Below are 16649 nucleotides of genomic sequence, written 5' to 3'. Positions count from 1 at the left end.
GTATGCAACGACCTTTATTTATTGTCATCGAAGGACTCGACGGCAGCGGTAAATCCACCCAGATCGACCTGCTCCGAGATTATTTTCATTCCCGGGGGGAAGCATGTCACGTAACGGCTGAACCAACTGGATTTCCTACAGGCAAACTCATCCGCAGCGTACTACGGAAGGAAATCGAGGTCGACCCCCGCACCCTTGCGGCCATGTTTGCCGCCGATCGGATCGAGCATCTCTTTCATCCGGAAGCGGGCTTGCTCGCTAAACTTGCCGCCGGATACCATGTCGTCGCCAGCCGCTATTATTTCAGTAGCCTGGCGTACCAAAGTGAATTCGTCGATCCGGGTTTCGTGGCCTCCCTCAATCGGCTGGCGAAGGCGACTCTCCCGGCGGACCTTACCGTTTTTCTAGACTTGGATCCGCAAGTCAGCATGCAGCGCATCCAGGCACGTCCCGGGGAGGACGAGTTGTTCGAAACGTTGGATAAACTGCGTCACGTACGGGAAAGCTTTCTGAATGCCTTTACCGTTTTCGGTGAAGATGAAAACATACAGACCGTGGATGCCAACCAGCCACTACACGTGGTGGCGGAGACCATCCAGGATTTGATCGATAAATTGTAATTACTCATTTAAAATTTTCTCAAAATGGTTAATACAATTGATCTGCTATTCCTAAATAAACCTAAAGCGATTGCCGCGTTCGCCATCCCGGATGATCAGGGGTATACCCTGGTAGAATGTGGACCATTTTCCACCCATCATAAGTTGTTGGCTGGATTGGAAGCGATCGGTGCCTCGCCGGACCGGGTGCACACGCTGTTGTTGTCCCACATCCATTTCGACCACGCGGGAGCCGCGTGGTGGTGGGCTCAACAGGGAACGCAAGTGTACGTACACCCTCGTGGACTAAAGCACATGATCTCCCCCGAAAGATTGTACGATTCCGCCCGCCAGATTTACGGCGATCGGATGGATACGCTATGGGGAAAAATGGAACGTATCGATCCGGAGCGGATTCAGGCCGTAGAAGACCGTCAGCAGCTAACGATCGGTGGCCGCCAGTGGGTCGGTCACCACACCCCGGGCCACGCCAGCCACCACCTTGCCTGGCAACTGGGCCGTTCCGTATTTACCGGCGACGTCGGTGGGTGTCGTATCGCAAACGGGCCGGTCGTCCCTCCCTGCCCACCACCGGATTTCGATGCCGATGCCTGGCGCGCCTCCATCGAACGATTACGGTCGCTGAACGCCTCGGAATTCTTTCTCACCCACTACGGGCGAATCACGGATACCGACGACCACCTGGATGAACTCCTGCAACGGCTGGAAGGCTACGTTGACTGGATGGAACCCTACTACCGTGACGGTGCCTCGGCCGAAACCATCGAGCCGATGTTCAAGCAATACGTCACCGAAGAACTGACCGCCCACGGGGTAGGTGACGACGACCTCGAAAGCTACCTAGCTGCCAATCCGCCGTACATGAGCGTAACGGGTTTGCTGCGCTGGTTACGGAAGCGCGACGAACGTCTGCATTGATGATAGATTCAAATTAGCCGCATAAGACGCCAACGGCGGAACCGGTCCTTACCGTCTGTACGGGCAAAGCCCCGTTATGCAACTCAATAAATTGCTTCTTCAATCCATTGCCCTAGGACTTACGGTCGGCCTTGCCCCCTCCTGTAGCGAGGAGACTAAGATGGAACTCGACCCCGACGATTGCGTGGAAGGTTGTACCGATAATTGCGTCGGTGAGTGCGTCAACGCCACTCCCGAAGCCTACTGGCCGGACTACGGAGATAGCTGTCCTGCTTGCGGAATGGGATAAACGAGTCCATGACCTATCCCTCCCTTGCCTGCAACCTTGACCACCAGCTGCTTAGCACCGCGCTGCCGTTACTCGAAGCAGGAACGGTGTCGGGTTTGGAGTGGTCGTACGACGCCGTCTATCAATATGAAACCCTTCCGGAGTGGTTTGCTGCATTGTTGAAGGCCTTCGCCGCGGAAGGCAGGCTAATCGGTCATGGCATCTTCTATTCCGTCTGTTCCGGCGCCTGGAGCGAAGATCAGCGTAACTATCTGGACCGGCTGGCCCACACGGTTGAGGCCTTTCCCTTCGATCACGTTACCGAACACTTCGGTTTCCTTACCGGTGCCAACTTTCACCGCGGCGCGCCTATCGCTCCGCCCCTTACGCAATCCACCTTACGGATCGGCCAGGATCGGCTCCATCGACTCCACGACGCCGCCAGATGCCCGGTGGGATTGGAAAACCTGGCATTTGCTTATTCCGCCGATGATGTCTTCCGGCAGTACGCCTTCCTGGATCAGCTCGTACAGCCCATCGACGGTTTGCTGATTCTGGACCTCCATAATCTTTACTGTCAGCTACACAATTTTTCCCTCGACCTGGAGGAATTACTACGGCACATTCCCCTGGAACGGGTGCGGGAGATGCATCTTTCGGGGGGTAGCTGGGATTTCCACCATGATGCACCCACCGGTCGGGTGCGCCGGGATACCCACGACGAACGGGTGCCGGATGAGGTATTCCACCTACTCCACGAGATCGCGCCCCGGTGCTCGAATCTCAAATTCGTCGTGCTGGAGCAGTTAGGCTCCGCACTGCGCGAAACCGAAGCCCAGCTCGGGTTTCAGGCGGACTTTGACCGGATGACGTCGGTCTGTACGGCGATGGTTCAGCAGCCAGTGAATGATCGCCCGGCACCTTGCTTACCCAATACTTCCCCCATCACCCATCCGCCACTACAGGATAGGGCTCTAGCCAACGAGCAGCAGGAATTGAGCACTATTCTGGAAACCTCATCTACCTTGGCGGAGGTGCAAGACCGGCTGAGTAACTCCAGTTTGGCAAATTCTGCCTGGCAGATGGAGAATTGGTCCCCGTATATGCTGGAAACCGCCTGGAAAATCGCCCGTAAGTGGCGGTAGATTGGCCCCGATCAGTGCATGCGGTCGCCGCGAACCTCTAGTTTCTGTAGTACTTCGGCCTCGTAAGCCAGGTATTCTTTCCAGCGGACATCGACCTGGTCGCGGGGAAAATACTTACGGGCCAACTCGATAAAGAGCACGTAATGTCCCGCTTCGGCTACCATGAATTTGTGGTACCATTTACGCAGGTCCGCGTCCGAAACGTACAGGCTCATCAGTCGAAACCGTTCACAGCTGCGTGCCTCTATCAGCGCAAAGATGAGCAGTCGCTCCAGGAGGGCCGCATCCCGACCTCGACCCTTCGGTGCGAAGTCAAGTAGGGCGTTGACGTATTCGTCCTTACGCTGCCTGCCGAGCTCCAGCCCGCGGCGATCCATTTCGGCGAGTACCGCCCGAAAGTGGCCCCATTCCTCGGTAACGATCGGGGCTAATTCCCGGACCAGTTCCTTCCGATCCGGGTAGCCCTGGATCAACGAGATGCAGCTGGTGGCAGCCTTCTGTTCGCAGTAGGCGTGATCGGTCAGTATTTCTCCCAGGTCCATCTCCGCCAAGTTGACCCACCGGGGGTCGGTCGGCAGGCGGAGATGAAGCATTTGTACGGTAGCTGCGTCTTCTATCATACCCAGTATACCAGATTGAGGTCCTGGGGATGCGGCATCATGTCATGCACCGGCCGCATCCGGAAGCCGTATTCGTAAACCCCGGCGAGGTGCGGATCCACCGATAGCCGGAAGGTGGCCGTACCGTTAGTGGAGGCCACGCGCTCGAAAGCCTGGGTACGGCGCAGTTTGATCGTTTCCTCGTCCATGCGTTGGTAGAATAAGGCTTCGAGGACAAGATGGTCGGGGTCGATACCATTGGTGGCGATAACTACTTCGGCACTGAAATTCTCCCCGACGGGCAAGGCATAGTTGACGGTGTCGAGGGTATTGTTCTCGATCGTTTCCAGCTCGGACCAACCTGCCGCAGTGGCCTCCTTCCACGCGGCGTAGGCCTTAGCTTTTTTCTGATTGTCCTGCCGGACGGTGCGCGCGCTTTGCCCCAGCGGCAGGTAAAACCGCTCGAAGTAGTCGTCCATCATCCGCTTCATCGTAAAGTAAGGGGCTACTTCGGCGATAATCTGCTTGACGTACCCCATCCATCCCTTACTAATGCCGCTTTCATCGCGGTCGAAGTAGAGGGGGATAATCTCCTCTTCGAGAATGCTGTACATGGTTTCGGCGTCCAACTCGTTCTGTAGGTGCTGATCGTCGTAGGTCCGCTCGAGGGGCAGGGCCCAGCCGGCATCGGGGCGGTACCCTTCGGCCCACCATCCGTCGAGTACGGAGAAATTCACCGATCCGTTCATGGCCGCCTTCATGCCCGAGGTGCCGGAAGCTTCCAGCGGTCGGGTGGGGGTGTTCAGCCAGATGTCGACACCCTGGGTCAGAAGCTTGGCCATCTCCATGTTATAGTCTTCGAGGAAGATGATCTTACCGGCGAATTCGGGCTCTTTACTGATCTGGACGATCTGGCGGATGAGGTCCTGCCCTCCATGGTCGGCGGGGTGGGCCTTGCCGGCAAATAAGAAGATAACGGGTTGATCCTTGCGATTCACCAGTTCGCGTAACCGGTCGCGATTATTGAACAGCAGCGTGGCACGCTTGTAGGTAGCAAACCGCCGAGCGAAACCGAGGACGAGCGCTTTCTCGTTGATTTTGCTCAAGATATCAAAAGTCGTACGCGGTGATTCGCCGCGCCGCCGCATGTCCACTTTGAGCTTTTCCCGTACGTAATTCAATAGCCGCACCTTGAGTACGTGGCGGGTATCAAAAAGTGCCTTATCGTCGATTTTGTGGACCTTCCGCCAGATGTCCTTGTTGCTCTGGTCCCGAACCCAGTCCTTACCGAAGGTGGTAGAGAACAGTTCGTGCATGCTGTTGGCTATCCAGGTCGGATAATGCACGGAGTTCGTCACGTAGCCTATGTGCACCTCTTCGGCCGTATAGCCGGGAAATAGCTCCGTGAACATCTCCTGACTCACCTTGCCGTGTAGCTTCGATACCCCGTTGACCCGTTGGGACAGGCGGATGCTGAGTTTGGACATGTTGAAGTCCTCGCCGTGATCGTCGGGGTCGAGCCGGCCCAGCGCCATAAATTCCGGCCATTCAATGGCCAGATCGGTGGCGTAGTTGTACAGGTAATCCCGCATCAAATGCTCCGGAAAATGGTCGTGACCCGCCGGTACGGGCGTGTGAGTGGTATAGAGGCTGGAAGCACGAACCATTTCCCGGGCTTCGGGGAAGGAAAGTCCCGCAGCTACGTAATTCTTCAGCCGCTCCAGACTCAAAAATCCGGCGTGTCCTTCGTTAAGGTGGTAGATGTCCGGGTTCAGCCCCATCTCTTCGATGGCGCGCACCCCGCCGATGCCGAGGAGGATCTCTTGCTTTAGGCGGTGCTCGTTGTCGCCACCGTAAAGTTGGTGGGTTAGGGCGCGATCCTCGGGTGCGTTATCCTCGTGGTCCGTGTCCAGCAGATAAAGCTTGATCCGGCCAATGGCCAGGCTCCAAACCTTGGCCTGGACCATGCGTCCCTTGATCCCCACGGACACCTTCAGCCAGTTGCCGTCGTCGCGCCGCACTGGCTCCACGGGGAGCTGGGTAAATTTCTGAGCGGGGTAGTGGTGCAGCTGATCGCCGTTCATGCTCAGGCCCTGGTTGAAATATCCGTATCGGTAGAGTAATCCCACCCCGAACAGATCGACGTTGCTGTCACTCGCTTCCTTTAGGTAATCACCGGCCAGGACCCCAAGACCGCCACTGTACAACTTCAGGCTAATGTGTAGCCCATATTCCATACTGAAATAGGCGATGCGAGGAAGGTCCTTCTTCATCGGTTCCGCCAGATACGCATCGAAGGCCTCTTCGGCGGACGCGAGCCGCTTCAAGAAGTCCTTGTCCCCGGCCAGCTCGTTGAGTCGTGCCGGTGGCAAATTTTCGAGTAGCGCTACGGGATTGTAATTCAGTTCGGTAAAGAGCTGGGGATCGATACTGCTGAATAGCTCCGATACTTGTGCTATCCAGGACCACAAGATATTGTGGCTCATTCGGTTGAGTGCCGCTAGTTCCTGCGGAATCTGAGGCTGAATAAATATGCGTTTCAACTTCATTTCCGATTGGGTAGTGGTAATAGTCATGCAGCGTAAAGGCTTTGTAGGGTGGGTGGTCGATAGAAAACTGACGGCCAGTTCGACACGTCGTATATGGTAACGTACGGAATATGGAACAACGTGTTTACGGCTAGCGGCCATTAATTGGAATCCGGTAACGCAGCGATCCGGCTTGGGCTGCCACAAGTTGTTCTTCGTAACCATTCCAAAAATGCGATAATATGGTGGCATCTACAAACAAAGCCCGCATTCCATTCGGAATGCGGGCTCGGTTAGCCAATTAAAGCCTTGGGATCAGTATAGATATTCCAGTGCCACCCGGTCGTAATAGCCGAACTCTCCGTCCTCTCCACTGCTGAAGCAGGACAGCATGACGGAATTCGGGTCAAAACCGGAGGGTGTACCCGGTATCAGGACCGCACCGTCCGAGCCGGCCGATTCTCCACTCTGTCGGCACGATTCCCGGCTGAACCAGTCGGTATGCCGCAAACCCATACAGTGGCCAATCTCATGGGTAATCACGTGCTCGTTGGTGTTCGTATCGTAGCTTTCCATTCCGTTGTAGATCTGCACCCACTTGTAAGGACGGCCTCCGCTGGGGAAGCCGGCAACCCCACCGGCACCGTTATTGGTGGTGTTGCGGTAGACAACAATGTCAGCGTTCGTTCCCGAACCGAAGGTCAGGGTGAACTGCTTGTTGGTGTTGAGGGCATTGTAGTTGTCGATTGCCCACTGCAGGGCGGTCTGCATTTTACTGGTTAGCGCGTTGCCGCTCCCCGTGTAGCCGATGACACTGATCCGGTTGTCGGTCGCCAAATTGTTGGTGCGGTACTGTTTCTCCAGCGCGGCATCCATCGCCTGAAGCTCCCGCAGTTGGTCCTTGGTAAGTTCGATGTCGTTGTCTACCAGGTAGCGGGTCTCCACGGTACCGTCCGGACGGGTAACCTCGATGCGTTCGGCACTTTCGTAGTGGGCGCTGTGCCCTTCTACGTGGGCAATGACGGGGGCTTCCAAACCCAGGTCGGGCATCGCTACGTGGCCGTCCTCGTTTTGGTCGACCAGGAATCCGGAGGCAGGTTTGGCCGGCTCCGGGGAAAGGACGCTCTCTTCCGAACAGGACGATAGCGCGAAGGCAAAGAGGGCGGGAAAAATGAGTAAAGGTAATCGCATGGTATAGGTATGGGTTAGGTTACGACACGGCGCGGCCAGTCGGATGCAAAACCGTCAAGGAGCGTTGCGTGGCGCAATGGATGAAGATGTTGAGAAAAGTCGGGTAGAGGAGCGGATTGGCTCCATGGCGGGCGTGCGTCCGCGGGTGGGTGTTAGGATTAGTGAGTTTAGGTTAATGCAAGTTACATCGACAATCCACAATTGCAATTATTTGGGGAAAAAAATTGTTGCCTCCTTAAAATTTGCCTCGACAATAAAAAGCCACTCGGAAGAATGGCCCGCCCGGCACTTGGCGAAACCTCTCCGTATAACTCGGCTACATAACTGAAGTGGCGGTCGAACTCCCCCGGCAGCAGCTCGTGTTCTGTATACTATGAAAATCATACTAACCACCTTCACGTCACTCTTCCTGCTGAACGCCTGTGCCTCCCAGGTCAGCGACGAACGCAAGGAAGCCCTGGCCCGACAGCCGGCCGTTACGGTGGAGACCGCCATCGGCCCCCTGGAGCTACCCAGTCCCTTCACCACCGAATCCGCCGTTAAGCTGAGCGAGATCGTCGAATGGCCGGAGGGAAAGACCCCCACCGCCCCGGCCGGCTTTCGCGTGCATCGCTTCGCCGACGACCTCCGGCATCCCCGCTCCACCTACGTGTCCCCGGCGGGAGAGGTGTTCGTGGTGGAAAGCAATACCCGCAACAGCGCCGATCGCATCCAACGGCTCATCGATGAGGATGGTGACGGCACCGTCGATCGGCGGGAAGTGCTGATCGAGGAGCTGAATCAGCCCTTCGGTATGCTTATCCTGGATGGCTACTTTTACGTAGCCAACACCGACGCTACCGTCCGCTTTCCGTACGAAACCGGGCAGCCAACCCTCGACCCCGATGCCGGTGAGCCCATTCTCCAAACGCCTCCCCGCGGCTACAACAACCACTGGACGCGAAATCTCCTCGCCGGTAAGGAAGGGGAAAAGATTTACGTCTCCGTAGGGTCCGGTAGCAACGTCGGTGAAAACGGACTGGAAGCGGAGGAAAACCGTGCCACGATTTTAGAAATCAACCCGGACGGCAGCGGCATGCGGGAGTACGCCACCGGCCTGCGCAACCCCGTTGGTATGGACTGGAACCCCATCACCGGAGAACTGTGGACGGCCGTCAACGAGCGCGATAAACTCGGCGATAATCTGGTACCCGATTACCTGACCAGCGTCGAAGAAGGCGCCTTCTACGGCTGGCCCTTCAGCTACTACGGCCAGATCGAGGATCCCCGCTGGGCCGAAGACTCGCACCCAGATATGGTGGCCCAGGCACTGGTGCCCGACGTTCCCCTGGGACCGCACACGGCGAGTTTGGGACTGGCATTTTACACCGGCGAAGCTTTTCCGGAAGAGTACCGTAACGGGGCCTTCGTTGGCCAGCACGGAAGTTGGAACCGCTCGAACTTCACCGGGTACAAAGTAGTGTTCGTTCCCTTCGACGATGCGGGCAACCCTCAGCAGCCGGAAGATTTCCTCACCGGCTTCATTGCCGATGCAGACGCGGGCCAGGTCTGGGGCCGGCCGGTGGGGGTAAGCCTGCATACCGACGGAAGCCTACTGGTCTGTGACGATGACGCCGGTATCGTATGGCGAGTCGTTGCGGACACCAAGTAAGCAAATCACCCCTATTGTGGTTATAGCCCGTTAAACGCAACTTCCATGCCCTGCTTCTTCCTCGCCATCGGCATTTTCTTTCCCCGACTGATTATCGTACTGCTCTGGTTCTTCACCACCTGGTTCGGTAACGCCTTCGGGAACATCCTTTACCTGATCCTGGGACTGATTTTCCTGCCGCTGACGACGCTGTGGTACGGGATTTCCGAATTCTACTTCAGTGAGTCGGTGCAGACGATCGGACTGGTCATCGCAGTCCTGGCCGACCTGGGGATCCTCGGCGGAGGTGCCCGTAGTCGTCGTCGCGCCTGACCTTCCTTACACCTGCGCTCCGGCGCCCCCTACAGTGGAATGTTACCGTGCTTCTTTTTGGGTAGCACGGTAACTTTGTTTTCCAGGGATGCGTAGGCCCGGATAAGTTTCCGGCGGGTATCGCGGGGGTAGATCACCTCGTCGATGAAACCGCGCTGGGCCGCGCGGTACGGATTGGCGAAAGTTTCGGCGTACTCGGCCTCTTTTTCCGCCAGTTTGGCGTCGGGGTCATTGGCCGAGGTGATTTCCCGGCGGAAGATGATCTCGGTAGCCCCCTTCGCCCCCATTACCGCAATCTCCGCGCCGGGCCAGGCGAAATTGAAGTCCGCTCCGATGTGTTTCGAATTCATCACATCGTAGGCGCCGCCGTAGGCCTTGCGGGTAATGACGGTAACCCGCGGTACCGTGGCTTCGCTCAGAGCGTATAATAACTTGGCCCCGTTGGTGATGATGCCGCTCCACTCTTGGTCGGTACCGGGCAGGAAGCCGGGCACGTCGACCAGTACCAGGAGAGGTACATTGAAGCAGTCGCAGGTCCGGGTGAAGCGAGCGGCTTTTTTGCTGCTATCGACGTCAAGTACGCCGGCCAAACTATACGGCTGGTTGGCGATGATACCGATGCTGCGGCCGGCCAGTCGGGCGAACCCCACCACGATATTTTCCGCGTAGCGTTCGTGGATTTCCATGAAGCTGTCCGGATCGATGATGCCCGCGATCACTTCGCGCATATCATAGGGCACGTTGGGGTTGTCCGGCACGATGCCTTCCAGCTCGTCGCGAACTTCGGTACCCAGTTCGTAGGGTAGGTAAGTGGGTTTTTCCTCGCAATTTTGCGGCAGGTAACTCAGGAGTCTCCGTAGCTGGTGGAGGCAAGCCACGTCGTTCGGAGCGGTAAGGTGGGTGACGCCCGACTTGGTGGAGTGGGTGGAGGCGCCCCCGAGCTCCTCGCTGGTGACCGTTTCGTTGGTGACCGTTTTCACGACGTTCGGGCCGGTCACGAACATGTAGCTCGTGTTTTCGACCATGAGGGTGAAGTCGGTCATGGCCGGGGAATAGACGGCGCCGCCGGCGCAGGGGCCCATGATGGCCGACAACTGCGGGATGACGCCCGAAGCCTGCACGTTGCGGTAAAAGATATCGGCGTAGCCCCCCAGGGAACGGACGCCCTCCTGGATGCGGGCCCCTCCGCTGTCGTTCAGTCCGATCAGGGGGGCACCCGTCTTGACGGCCATATCCATGATCTTACAGATTTTCTCGGCGTGGGTTTCCGAGAGGGATCCGCCGAAGACGGTAAAGTCCTGGGCGAAGACATAGACCAGCCGCCCCTGGATCGTCCCGTAGCCGGTGATCACCCCGTCACCGTAAAAAACCTGCTCCTGCATGTCGAAGTCAGTCGTTCGGTGCGTGACCAGCGCACCGACCTCCTCGAAGCTTTCGGGGTCCAGCAGCAAGTGGACGCGCTCCCGGGCGGTGAGTTTTCCTTTTTCGTGTTGTTTATCGATGCGGGCCTGCCCGCCGCCCAATTCGGCTTTGGCGAGTTTATCGGCCAGTTTGGCGTAGGTATCCATAAGTTGGTTCGGGGTTTAATGGCGGCGCTGCCAGGCGGGGGAGCCGGGGTTGGGAACGGTAAGTTTGCCGGAGTCGCGCTCGTAAACGAAGGCGGCGAACAGAGCGGCTACTTCCGTAATATCGTGGTCGGCCGCGGCAATGCGCTCGGGGGTATAGTGCTGCTTGACGTAGTGGGTATCGAAGTCGCCGGAGCGAAACGCATCGCTCTGGAAGACAAAGCGGCCGAAGGGCAAGGTGGTGTCGATCCCCTCGATGCGGTAGTCCTCGATGGCCCGCAGCATCCGTTCGATGGCTTCGGCGCGGGTGGTACCGTGGGTGATCAGCTTGGCGATCATCGGGTCGTAGTGGATGGGTACCTCCATTCCTTCTTCGAACCCATCGTCGACGCGGGCACCCTCGGTCGGGGGGCGGTAGGTCGTGAGCGTGCCGATACTCGGCAGGAAATTATTGAGCGGATCTTCGGCGTAAACCCGTAGTTCGAGGGCATGGCCGTCGATGGTCAACTCGTGCTGGGCGAAGGCAAGCCGCTCGCCACGAGCGACCCGGATCTGCTGTTCTACCAGGTCGATGCCGGTGATCAACTCGGTGACGGGGTGCTCCACCTGGAGGCGGGTGTTCATCTCCAGAAAGTAGAAACGCTCGTCGGCGTCAAGGAGAAACTCCACCGTACCGGCGCCGACGTAGTCACAGGATTTGGCCACCAGCACGGCGGCTTCCCCCATTTTGCGCCGGAGCGCGGGTGAAACGGCGGCGGAGGGGGCCTCTTCCACTACCTTTTGGTGCCGGCGCTGGATGCTGCAGTCTCTTTCGAAGAGGTGGACGCAGTTGCCGTGGGTATCGGCCAGTACCTGAATCTCGATGTGGCGCGGCGACCCGATGTACTTTTCGATGAAGACGGAACCGTCACCGAAGGCGCTTTCCGCCTCGCTGATGGCCCGGTCCATTTGCTCCTCCAGCTGGTCTTCGGATTCCACGACCCGCATCCCCTTCCCGCCACCCCCGGCGGCGGCCTTGATCAGAATGGGGAAGCCGATCTGCTTCGCAACCGCCTTTGCTCGCTCGGGATCCTTGACCGCCTCGTCGAGACCGGGCACCATGGGAATGTCGTAATGACTGACGGTTTCCTTCGCCGCGAGCTTGTTGCCCATCACCTCGATGGCGTGGGGTCGCGGGCCGATGAAGGTGATCCCGGCGGCGTCGACCTTACGGGCGAAGGCGGCGTTTTCGCTCAGGAACCCGTAACCGGGGTGGATGCCGTCGGCCCCGGTAGAGGTTGCCGCGGCGATTACCTTGTCCATGTCGAGGTACGACTTCGCGGAGGGAGGCGGGCCGAGGTGAACGGCTTCGTCGGCGAACCGGACGTGGGGTGCCCGGCGGTCGGCGTCAGAGTACACGGCCACCGTGGCGATGCCCATTTTTCGCGCCGTACGCATGATGCGCAGCGCGATCTCGCCGCGGTTGGCTACGAGTAGTTTCTTCATTCCATTTCGATTAGCAGCTGCCGCTTATCGACGGCGTCGCCTTTACTGACGCGAATCGCTTTCACCGTACCCTCACCATCGGCCTTAAGGACGTTTTCCATCTTCATCGCTTCGAGCACCAGGAGGGGCGTGCCACCGGTCACTTCCTGGCCGACTTCCACCAGCACCTCGAGGATCAGGCCTGGCATGGGGGCGGTGACCTCGTTGGTCGCGGCCTCCACGTTCACCGACAGGCCCAAGCGCTCCACCAGCAAGTCGTAGTTATCGGAGAGCACCACCTCGAATGGCCGGTTTTCGACCGATACGGTGACCGATTAGGCGTTGCGGTCCAACGCCACCAGCCGACAGCGGTAGCTCTTGCCACCACGGAGTAGGTGGTAACTGCCCCCGAAGGGACCGACGATGTCGAGTTGGCGGAGTTCCTCTCCGTCGATGGCGAAGGATGCCTCCGCGACGGTAGCGGTGTAGTTTTCCATGGCGGGCAACCTAGTTCTTTTCTCTGGCATGGCCAAACCGGATCATTTTGCCTGCATCCGGATGCCCGCGTCCATCCGCACCACTTCCCCGTTCATGTAGTTGTTTTCGACCAGGTGCTGCGCCAGCCGGGCCACCTCTTCGGGCTTGCCGAGTCGGACGGGGTAGAGGGGCTGGCGGGATAGCGAGTTGTATACTTCTTGCGGAAAAGCGTCAAACATGGGGGTGTGGATGAGTCCCGGAGCGATGGCGTTCACGCGGATGCCATTGCGGGCCAGGTCGCGGGCCATCGTCAGGGTCATGCTCGCTACGCCTCCCTTGGAAGCGCTGTAGGCCGCCTGTCCGATCTGGCCCTCGTAGGCCGCGACCGAGGCCGTATTGATTATGACGCCGCGGCTACCGTCTTCGTCGACGGGGGTATTCTTGGCCATTTCGTGGGCGGCTAGCCGCGCGACGTTGAACGTACCGATCAGGTTGATGTGAATGACCTTGGTGAACAGCTCCAGGTCGCCGGGACCGTCGCGTCCCAGGGTTTTGACGGCTGGGGCGATCCCGGCATAATTGCAGCAGATGTGGACGCCGCCATACTTCTCAACCACCCGCGCCATGGCCTTGGCAACGGAGCCGTCGCCGGTGACGTCCACGTCGTAAAAACTGCAACGGCTGCCGAGCTCCTGGCTGATCGCCAGGCCCCGATAGACGTTCACATCGAAGATGGCGACGTTAGCGCCGAGCGAATGGAAGTGGCGGGCGGTGGCTTCGCCGAGGCCGGAGGCTCCTCCGGTAATGATGGCGGTCTTTTCCGAGATATTCATGTTCGCAACCTAGTAAACTTTGGCGGGATTTGGTCTTCGCGGTGGCTTGCGGCGGAGCGCGGGTAGAAAAATGCGTCCCGGGTGAATCCGATTCGGGAGTACCCCCGTACCTACCTAAAACCAATTCACCACATGAAAACACCAAAATTTTCCACTTCCCGGGTGGTTTCCGACCGCTCCCCCCACAGCCGGAGAAATTTTCTCCGCAAATCCGGATACGGCGTCGCCGCCGCCAGCCTCTTTCTAGCCGGCTGTGCGGATGACGACGACATCGTTATGGTCGACGACAGGGTCAGCCTCGGTACCGGCGATGTCGGCGTCCTCAACTACGCCTTCGCCCTCGAACAACTGGAAGCGGCCTTTTACGCTATGGTTCTGCAGGGCGGCTACTTCAGTTCGGCTAATGCCGACGAGCAGCAAGTGATGCGGGACCTCGAGGCCCACGAACGGGCGCACGTCGATTTCCTGTCGACCGCCATCAGTTCCGTCGGAACGGCCATCCCCGCCCTGGAAGTAGACTTCAGCAGCATCGACTTCGATAGCCGCGACAGTGTACTGGGGACCGCTCAGGCCTTCGAAGACCTTGGCGTCAGCGCGTACAACGGCGCCGGCCGTCTCCTTACCGACCCGAACTACCTCCTCGCTGCCGGTAAGATCGTCAGCGTAGAGGCCCGTCACGCCGCCGCTATCCGTACGCTGAATGCAAACGGCAACCCCACGGCCTTCGCCAATAGCCAGGTCGTCGACAGCAACGGTCTCGATTTGGCCCGCACGCCCGCAGAGGTGCTCGCGATTGCCGGTACCTACGTCGTCACCCCGCTCGACGCCAGCGGACTTCCCCAATAACCCAAAAAGTAAAAACCATGAAACTGCTTAATATTATCGATCAACCCCACGCCATCGACCGCCGCGCCGCCTTTGGCGAGCTCGGTCGGACCCTTGGCAAGGCGGCCACCGTGGCTATGCCGCTCGCGGCTTTCTTCGCCCCCGGTCGCGCCCGCGCCCAGGCCAGCGGCGATACCGTCGTCGACGTCCTGAATTTCGCACTTACCCTCGAATACCTCGAGGCGGAATACTATGCGATGGGCCTGGACAGCGACGGACTGCTCACCGGCGACATGCGGGAAACCATCGCCCTCATTGGTCAGCATGAAACCGCCCACGTGGAATTCCTGCGTAGCGCCATCAGTGGTAGTGGCGGCACACCCGTTGAAAAACCCGCTTTCGACTTTACCGCCAACGGAGCCTTTGCCAACATTTTCTCGAACACGGAAACGTTCATGGCCGTAGCTCAGGCGTTCGAAGATACCGGTGTGCGTGCTTACAAAGGACAGGCAGGTAACCTCATGGGCAATGGCGACGTGCTAACCGCCGCCCTGCAGATCCACTCCGTCGAAGCGCGTCATGCTTCCATGATTCGACGCATGCGCGGGTCTAAAGGATGGATCACCAACGCCATGAATACAACCGGTGCCGCGCCGGCCGATGCCGTGTACGCGGGAGAAGATCAAGTCACCCAGTTGGGGGTAGACGTGACGAGCGTATCCTCCGTAGATCGGGGGCAGATCACCGAATCATTCGACGAGCCGCTGGGTAAGCAGGCCGTGCTGGACATTGCGTCCCTCTTCATTCAGGCTTAACGATTCCCTCCGCCCGCGAGCGGGGTAAGCATATTAGACTTGACACACATAGCGATACGCTGGGATCCGCCGGATCTCAGCGTGTTTTTTTTTGCCCTAACCCAGCCCGACGTCCAGCGTCATCATCACGATGAATCCAAGCACGAAGCCGAGGGTGGCAATATCGGTGTTCGCCTCCAGTTGGGTTTCGGGAACCACTTCTTCGATCACCACGAAGATCATCGCGCCGGCCGCGAAAGCCAGGGCATAGGGTAGGAGGGGGGTGAAAAACGTGACCGCCACCGCACCCGCTACCGCCGCCACCGGTTCGACCGCCGCGGACAGCTGGCCGTACCACCAGGACTTAAAGGGACTGACCCCCTGACGGCGCAGCGGCATGGAAACGGCTAGTCCCTCTGGGAAATTCTGGATTCCGATACCTACGGCCAGGGCGACCGCGGCCCCGATCGAAGCCCCCGGCATACCCGCTGCCACCCCCCCGAAGAGGACACCCACCGCGAGCCCTTCGGGAATATTATGCAGCGTGATCGCCAATACCAGGAGCGTCGTACGGCGCCAGGTTGATTGCAAACCTTCCGCCTCGCTCTTATCGAAATTGATGTGCAGGTGAGGCAGGATTTTGTCCAGGGCAAAGATGAACAGGGCGCCCGCAGCAAAACCCACGGCCGACGGAACGACCTTGGTAAATCCTTCCCCGGGACTCATCTCGATACCCGGTGCCAGCAAGCTCCAGAAACTGGCGGCCACCATCACTCCTCCCGTGAACCCGAGGGCACCATCCAGTAAGGTCCGGTTCATGCCCCGAAATACGAAGACCAGCGCCGCACCGGCCGCGGTCAGAATCCAGGTGAAGAGGGAGGCGTAAAATGCCGCCAAAACGGGATCTATGGATTGGAGGTAGTTGATAATGATATCCACAGCTGCGAATTTTAGTAATTCTTTACAAATCTAATTCTAAAGTTTGATAAGACTAACTTTTTTAGCTGTTTGCTGCGGATCAACGCCTATATCGGTTATGCCGTGGCCCGAATCCGTAGGAGCCAGCCCGAAAGGCCGGATGCCGTCATGGCAAGTAAAAGGAAAACGAAAAGCGTGCTGACGATCCGATACCCACCGCTTTGCGGTACGGATAACCGATTGGAAAGGGAGGTTCACCCGCGACCATCCGGTACCCCATCCGGCGGGACATGCGCCATCGATCGCCAAATCGGCGGTGACTGACTTACTTGTCGATGTGCATTACCGCTTCGGTCCTGCGGGGCGCTGAGGACGCGGGGGCGGGGGATTGTTGGGCCGGCGCGGTGCCGCGGGCCGGGGTTTTGGTTTATTCGGGGTCGGGGCGGGGCGGGAAGCAGGTGGCTTCTTATCGTTATCTGACATGGTTCAGTGTTTAGCGATCGGTAAGGTAGGTAAGGCTGACTTGCCGATGGGTAGCCGT

Annotated in this window: 17 protein-coding genes; 8 read left to right on the top strand and 9 right to left on the bottom strand. The window is 58.5% G+C overall.

The genetic code is table 11. The features are described 5' to 3' along the window. Nucleotides 1-2 precede the first annotated feature (2 nt). The 4 genes from tmk (at nt 3) to CLV84_RS17330 (ending at nt 2951) form a co-directional block, all read left to right on the top strand. Nucleotides 3-620 (top strand): dTMP kinase, encoded by a 618-nt coding sequence (gene tmk, locus CLV84_RS17340; RefSeq protein ID WP_104421014.1) that lies wholly within the window; start codon nt 3-5, stop codon nt 618-620. A 24-nt stretch (nt 621-644) separates the two neighbouring features. Then, nucleotides 645-1538: an MBL fold metallo-hydrolase gene (locus CLV84_RS17335; protein WP_104421013.1), complete on the top strand. Its 894-nt coding sequence runs from the start codon at nt 645-647 to the stop codon at nt 1536-1538. 76 nt (nt 1539-1614) lie between these two features. Next, a complete protein-coding gene (locus CLV84_RS21525) occupies nt 1615-1827 on the top strand; it encodes a hypothetical protein (protein WP_146088848.1) in 213 nt (70 codons plus the stop codon). Between the two features lie 8 nt (nt 1828-1835). Beyond that, nucleotides 1836-2951, top strand: a complete 1116-nt coding sequence (locus CLV84_RS17330; RefSeq protein WP_104421012.1) for a multinuclear nonheme iron-dependent oxidase — start codon at nt 1836-1838, stop codon at nt 2949-2951. Nucleotides 2952-2962: 11 nt separating this feature from the next. Here CLV84_RS17330 and miaE read toward each other — a convergent pair whose 3' ends face one another. The 3 genes from miaE to CLV84_RS17315 form a co-directional block, all read right to left on the bottom strand. Next, on the bottom strand, nt 2963-3571 hold the full coding sequence (miaE, locus tag CLV84_RS17325) for a tRNA-(ms[2]io[6]A)-hydroxylase (protein WP_104421011.1): 609 nt from the start codon (nt 3569-3571) through the stop codon (nt 2963-2965). Continuing rightward, on the bottom strand, nt 3568-6126 hold the full coding sequence (gene glgP, locus CLV84_RS17320; protein WP_104421010.1) for an alpha-glucan family phosphorylase: 2559 nt from the start codon (nt 6124-6126) through the stop codon (nt 3568-3570). The genes miaE and glgP overlap by 4 nt, the downstream gene beginning before the upstream one ends. A gap of 267 nt (nt 6127-6393) precedes the next feature. Beyond that, the gene (locus CLV84_RS17315) at nt 6394-7269 is read right to left on the bottom strand and encodes a M57 family metalloprotease (RefSeq protein ID WP_104421009.1); all 876 of its coding nucleotides are present in this window, start codon (nt 7267-7269) and stop codon (nt 6394-6396) included. 373 nt (nt 7270-7642) lie between these two features. On the opposite strand from CLV84_RS17315, the gene CLV84_RS17310 reads away from it, so the two are divergent. After that, nucleotides 7643-8920: a PQQ-dependent sugar dehydrogenase gene (locus CLV84_RS17310; protein WP_104421008.1), complete on the top strand. Its 1278-nt coding sequence runs from the start codon at nt 7643-7645 to the stop codon at nt 8918-8920. Nucleotides 8921-8965: 45 nt separating this feature from the next. Beyond that, nucleotides 8966-9232 carry a hypothetical protein gene (locus CLV84_RS17305; protein WP_104421007.1) on the top strand — a complete coding sequence of 89 codons (267 nt, stop codon included), beginning with the start codon at nt 8966-8968 and terminating at the stop codon, nt 9230-9232. Between the two features lie 29 nt (nt 9233-9261). Here CLV84_RS17305 and CLV84_RS17300 read toward each other — a convergent pair whose 3' ends face one another. The 5 genes from CLV84_RS17300 to CLV84_RS17285 are packed head-to-tail and all read right to left on the bottom strand — an operon-like array spanning nt 9262 to nt 13571. Further along, nucleotides 9262-10800, bottom strand: coding sequence for an acyl-CoA carboxylase subunit beta (locus CLV84_RS17300; RefSeq protein ID WP_104421006.1), 1539 nt, complete (start codon nt 10798-10800; stop codon nt 9262-9264). A 15-nt stretch (nt 10801-10815) separates the two neighbouring features. Then, nucleotides 10816-12282 carry an acetyl-CoA carboxylase biotin carboxylase subunit gene (accC, locus tag CLV84_RS17295; protein WP_104421005.1) on the bottom strand — a complete coding sequence of 489 codons (1467 nt, stop codon included), beginning with the start codon at nt 12280-12282 and terminating at the stop codon, nt 10816-10818. Further along, nucleotides 12279-12560, bottom strand: coding sequence for a biotin/lipoyl-containing protein (locus CLV84_RS17290; RefSeq protein WP_146088847.1), 282 nt, complete (start codon nt 12558-12560; stop codon nt 12279-12281). Before CLV84_RS17290 ends, accC begins: the two co-directional genes overlap by 4 nt. A 36-nt stretch (nt 12561-12596) precedes the next feature. Next, nucleotides 12597-12758, bottom strand: coding sequence for a hypothetical protein (locus tag CLV84_RS21905; RefSeq protein WP_170067756.1), 162 nt, complete (start codon nt 12756-12758; stop codon nt 12597-12599). A 42-nt stretch (nt 12759-12800) separates the two neighbouring features. Next, nucleotides 12801-13571, bottom strand: coding sequence for an SDR family oxidoreductase (locus CLV84_RS17285; RefSeq protein WP_104421003.1), 771 nt, complete (start codon nt 13569-13571; stop codon nt 12801-12803). A 132-nt stretch (nt 13572-13703) separates the two neighbouring features. Between CLV84_RS17285 and CLV84_RS17280 the strand changes: the two genes are divergently transcribed. Then, nucleotides 13704-14417, top strand: coding sequence for a ferritin-like domain-containing protein (locus tag CLV84_RS17280; protein WP_104421002.1), 714 nt, complete (start codon nt 13704-13706; stop codon nt 14415-14417). Between the two features lie 17 nt (nt 14418-14434). Beyond that, on the top strand, nt 14435-15211 hold the full coding sequence (locus CLV84_RS17275) for a ferritin-like domain-containing protein (protein ID WP_104421001.1): 777 nt from the start codon (nt 14435-14437) through the stop codon (nt 15209-15211). A gap of 96 nt (nt 15212-15307) precedes the next feature. Here the strand turns inward: CLV84_RS17275 and CLV84_RS17270 are convergent, their stop codons facing one another. After that, nucleotides 15308-16129, bottom strand: coding sequence for a ZIP family metal transporter (locus CLV84_RS17270; RefSeq protein WP_104421000.1), 822 nt, complete (start codon nt 16127-16129; stop codon nt 15308-15310). Nucleotides 16130-16649: the final 520 nt, after the last annotated feature.

Origin of the sequence: Neolewinella xylanilytica (assembly GCF_002934605.1) — a bacterium.
Classification (GTDB): Bacteria; Bacteroidota; Bacteroidia; order Chitinophagales; family Saprospiraceae; genus Neolewinella; species Neolewinella xylanilytica.
This window is presented reverse-complemented; position numbering and strand designations above follow the sequence as displayed.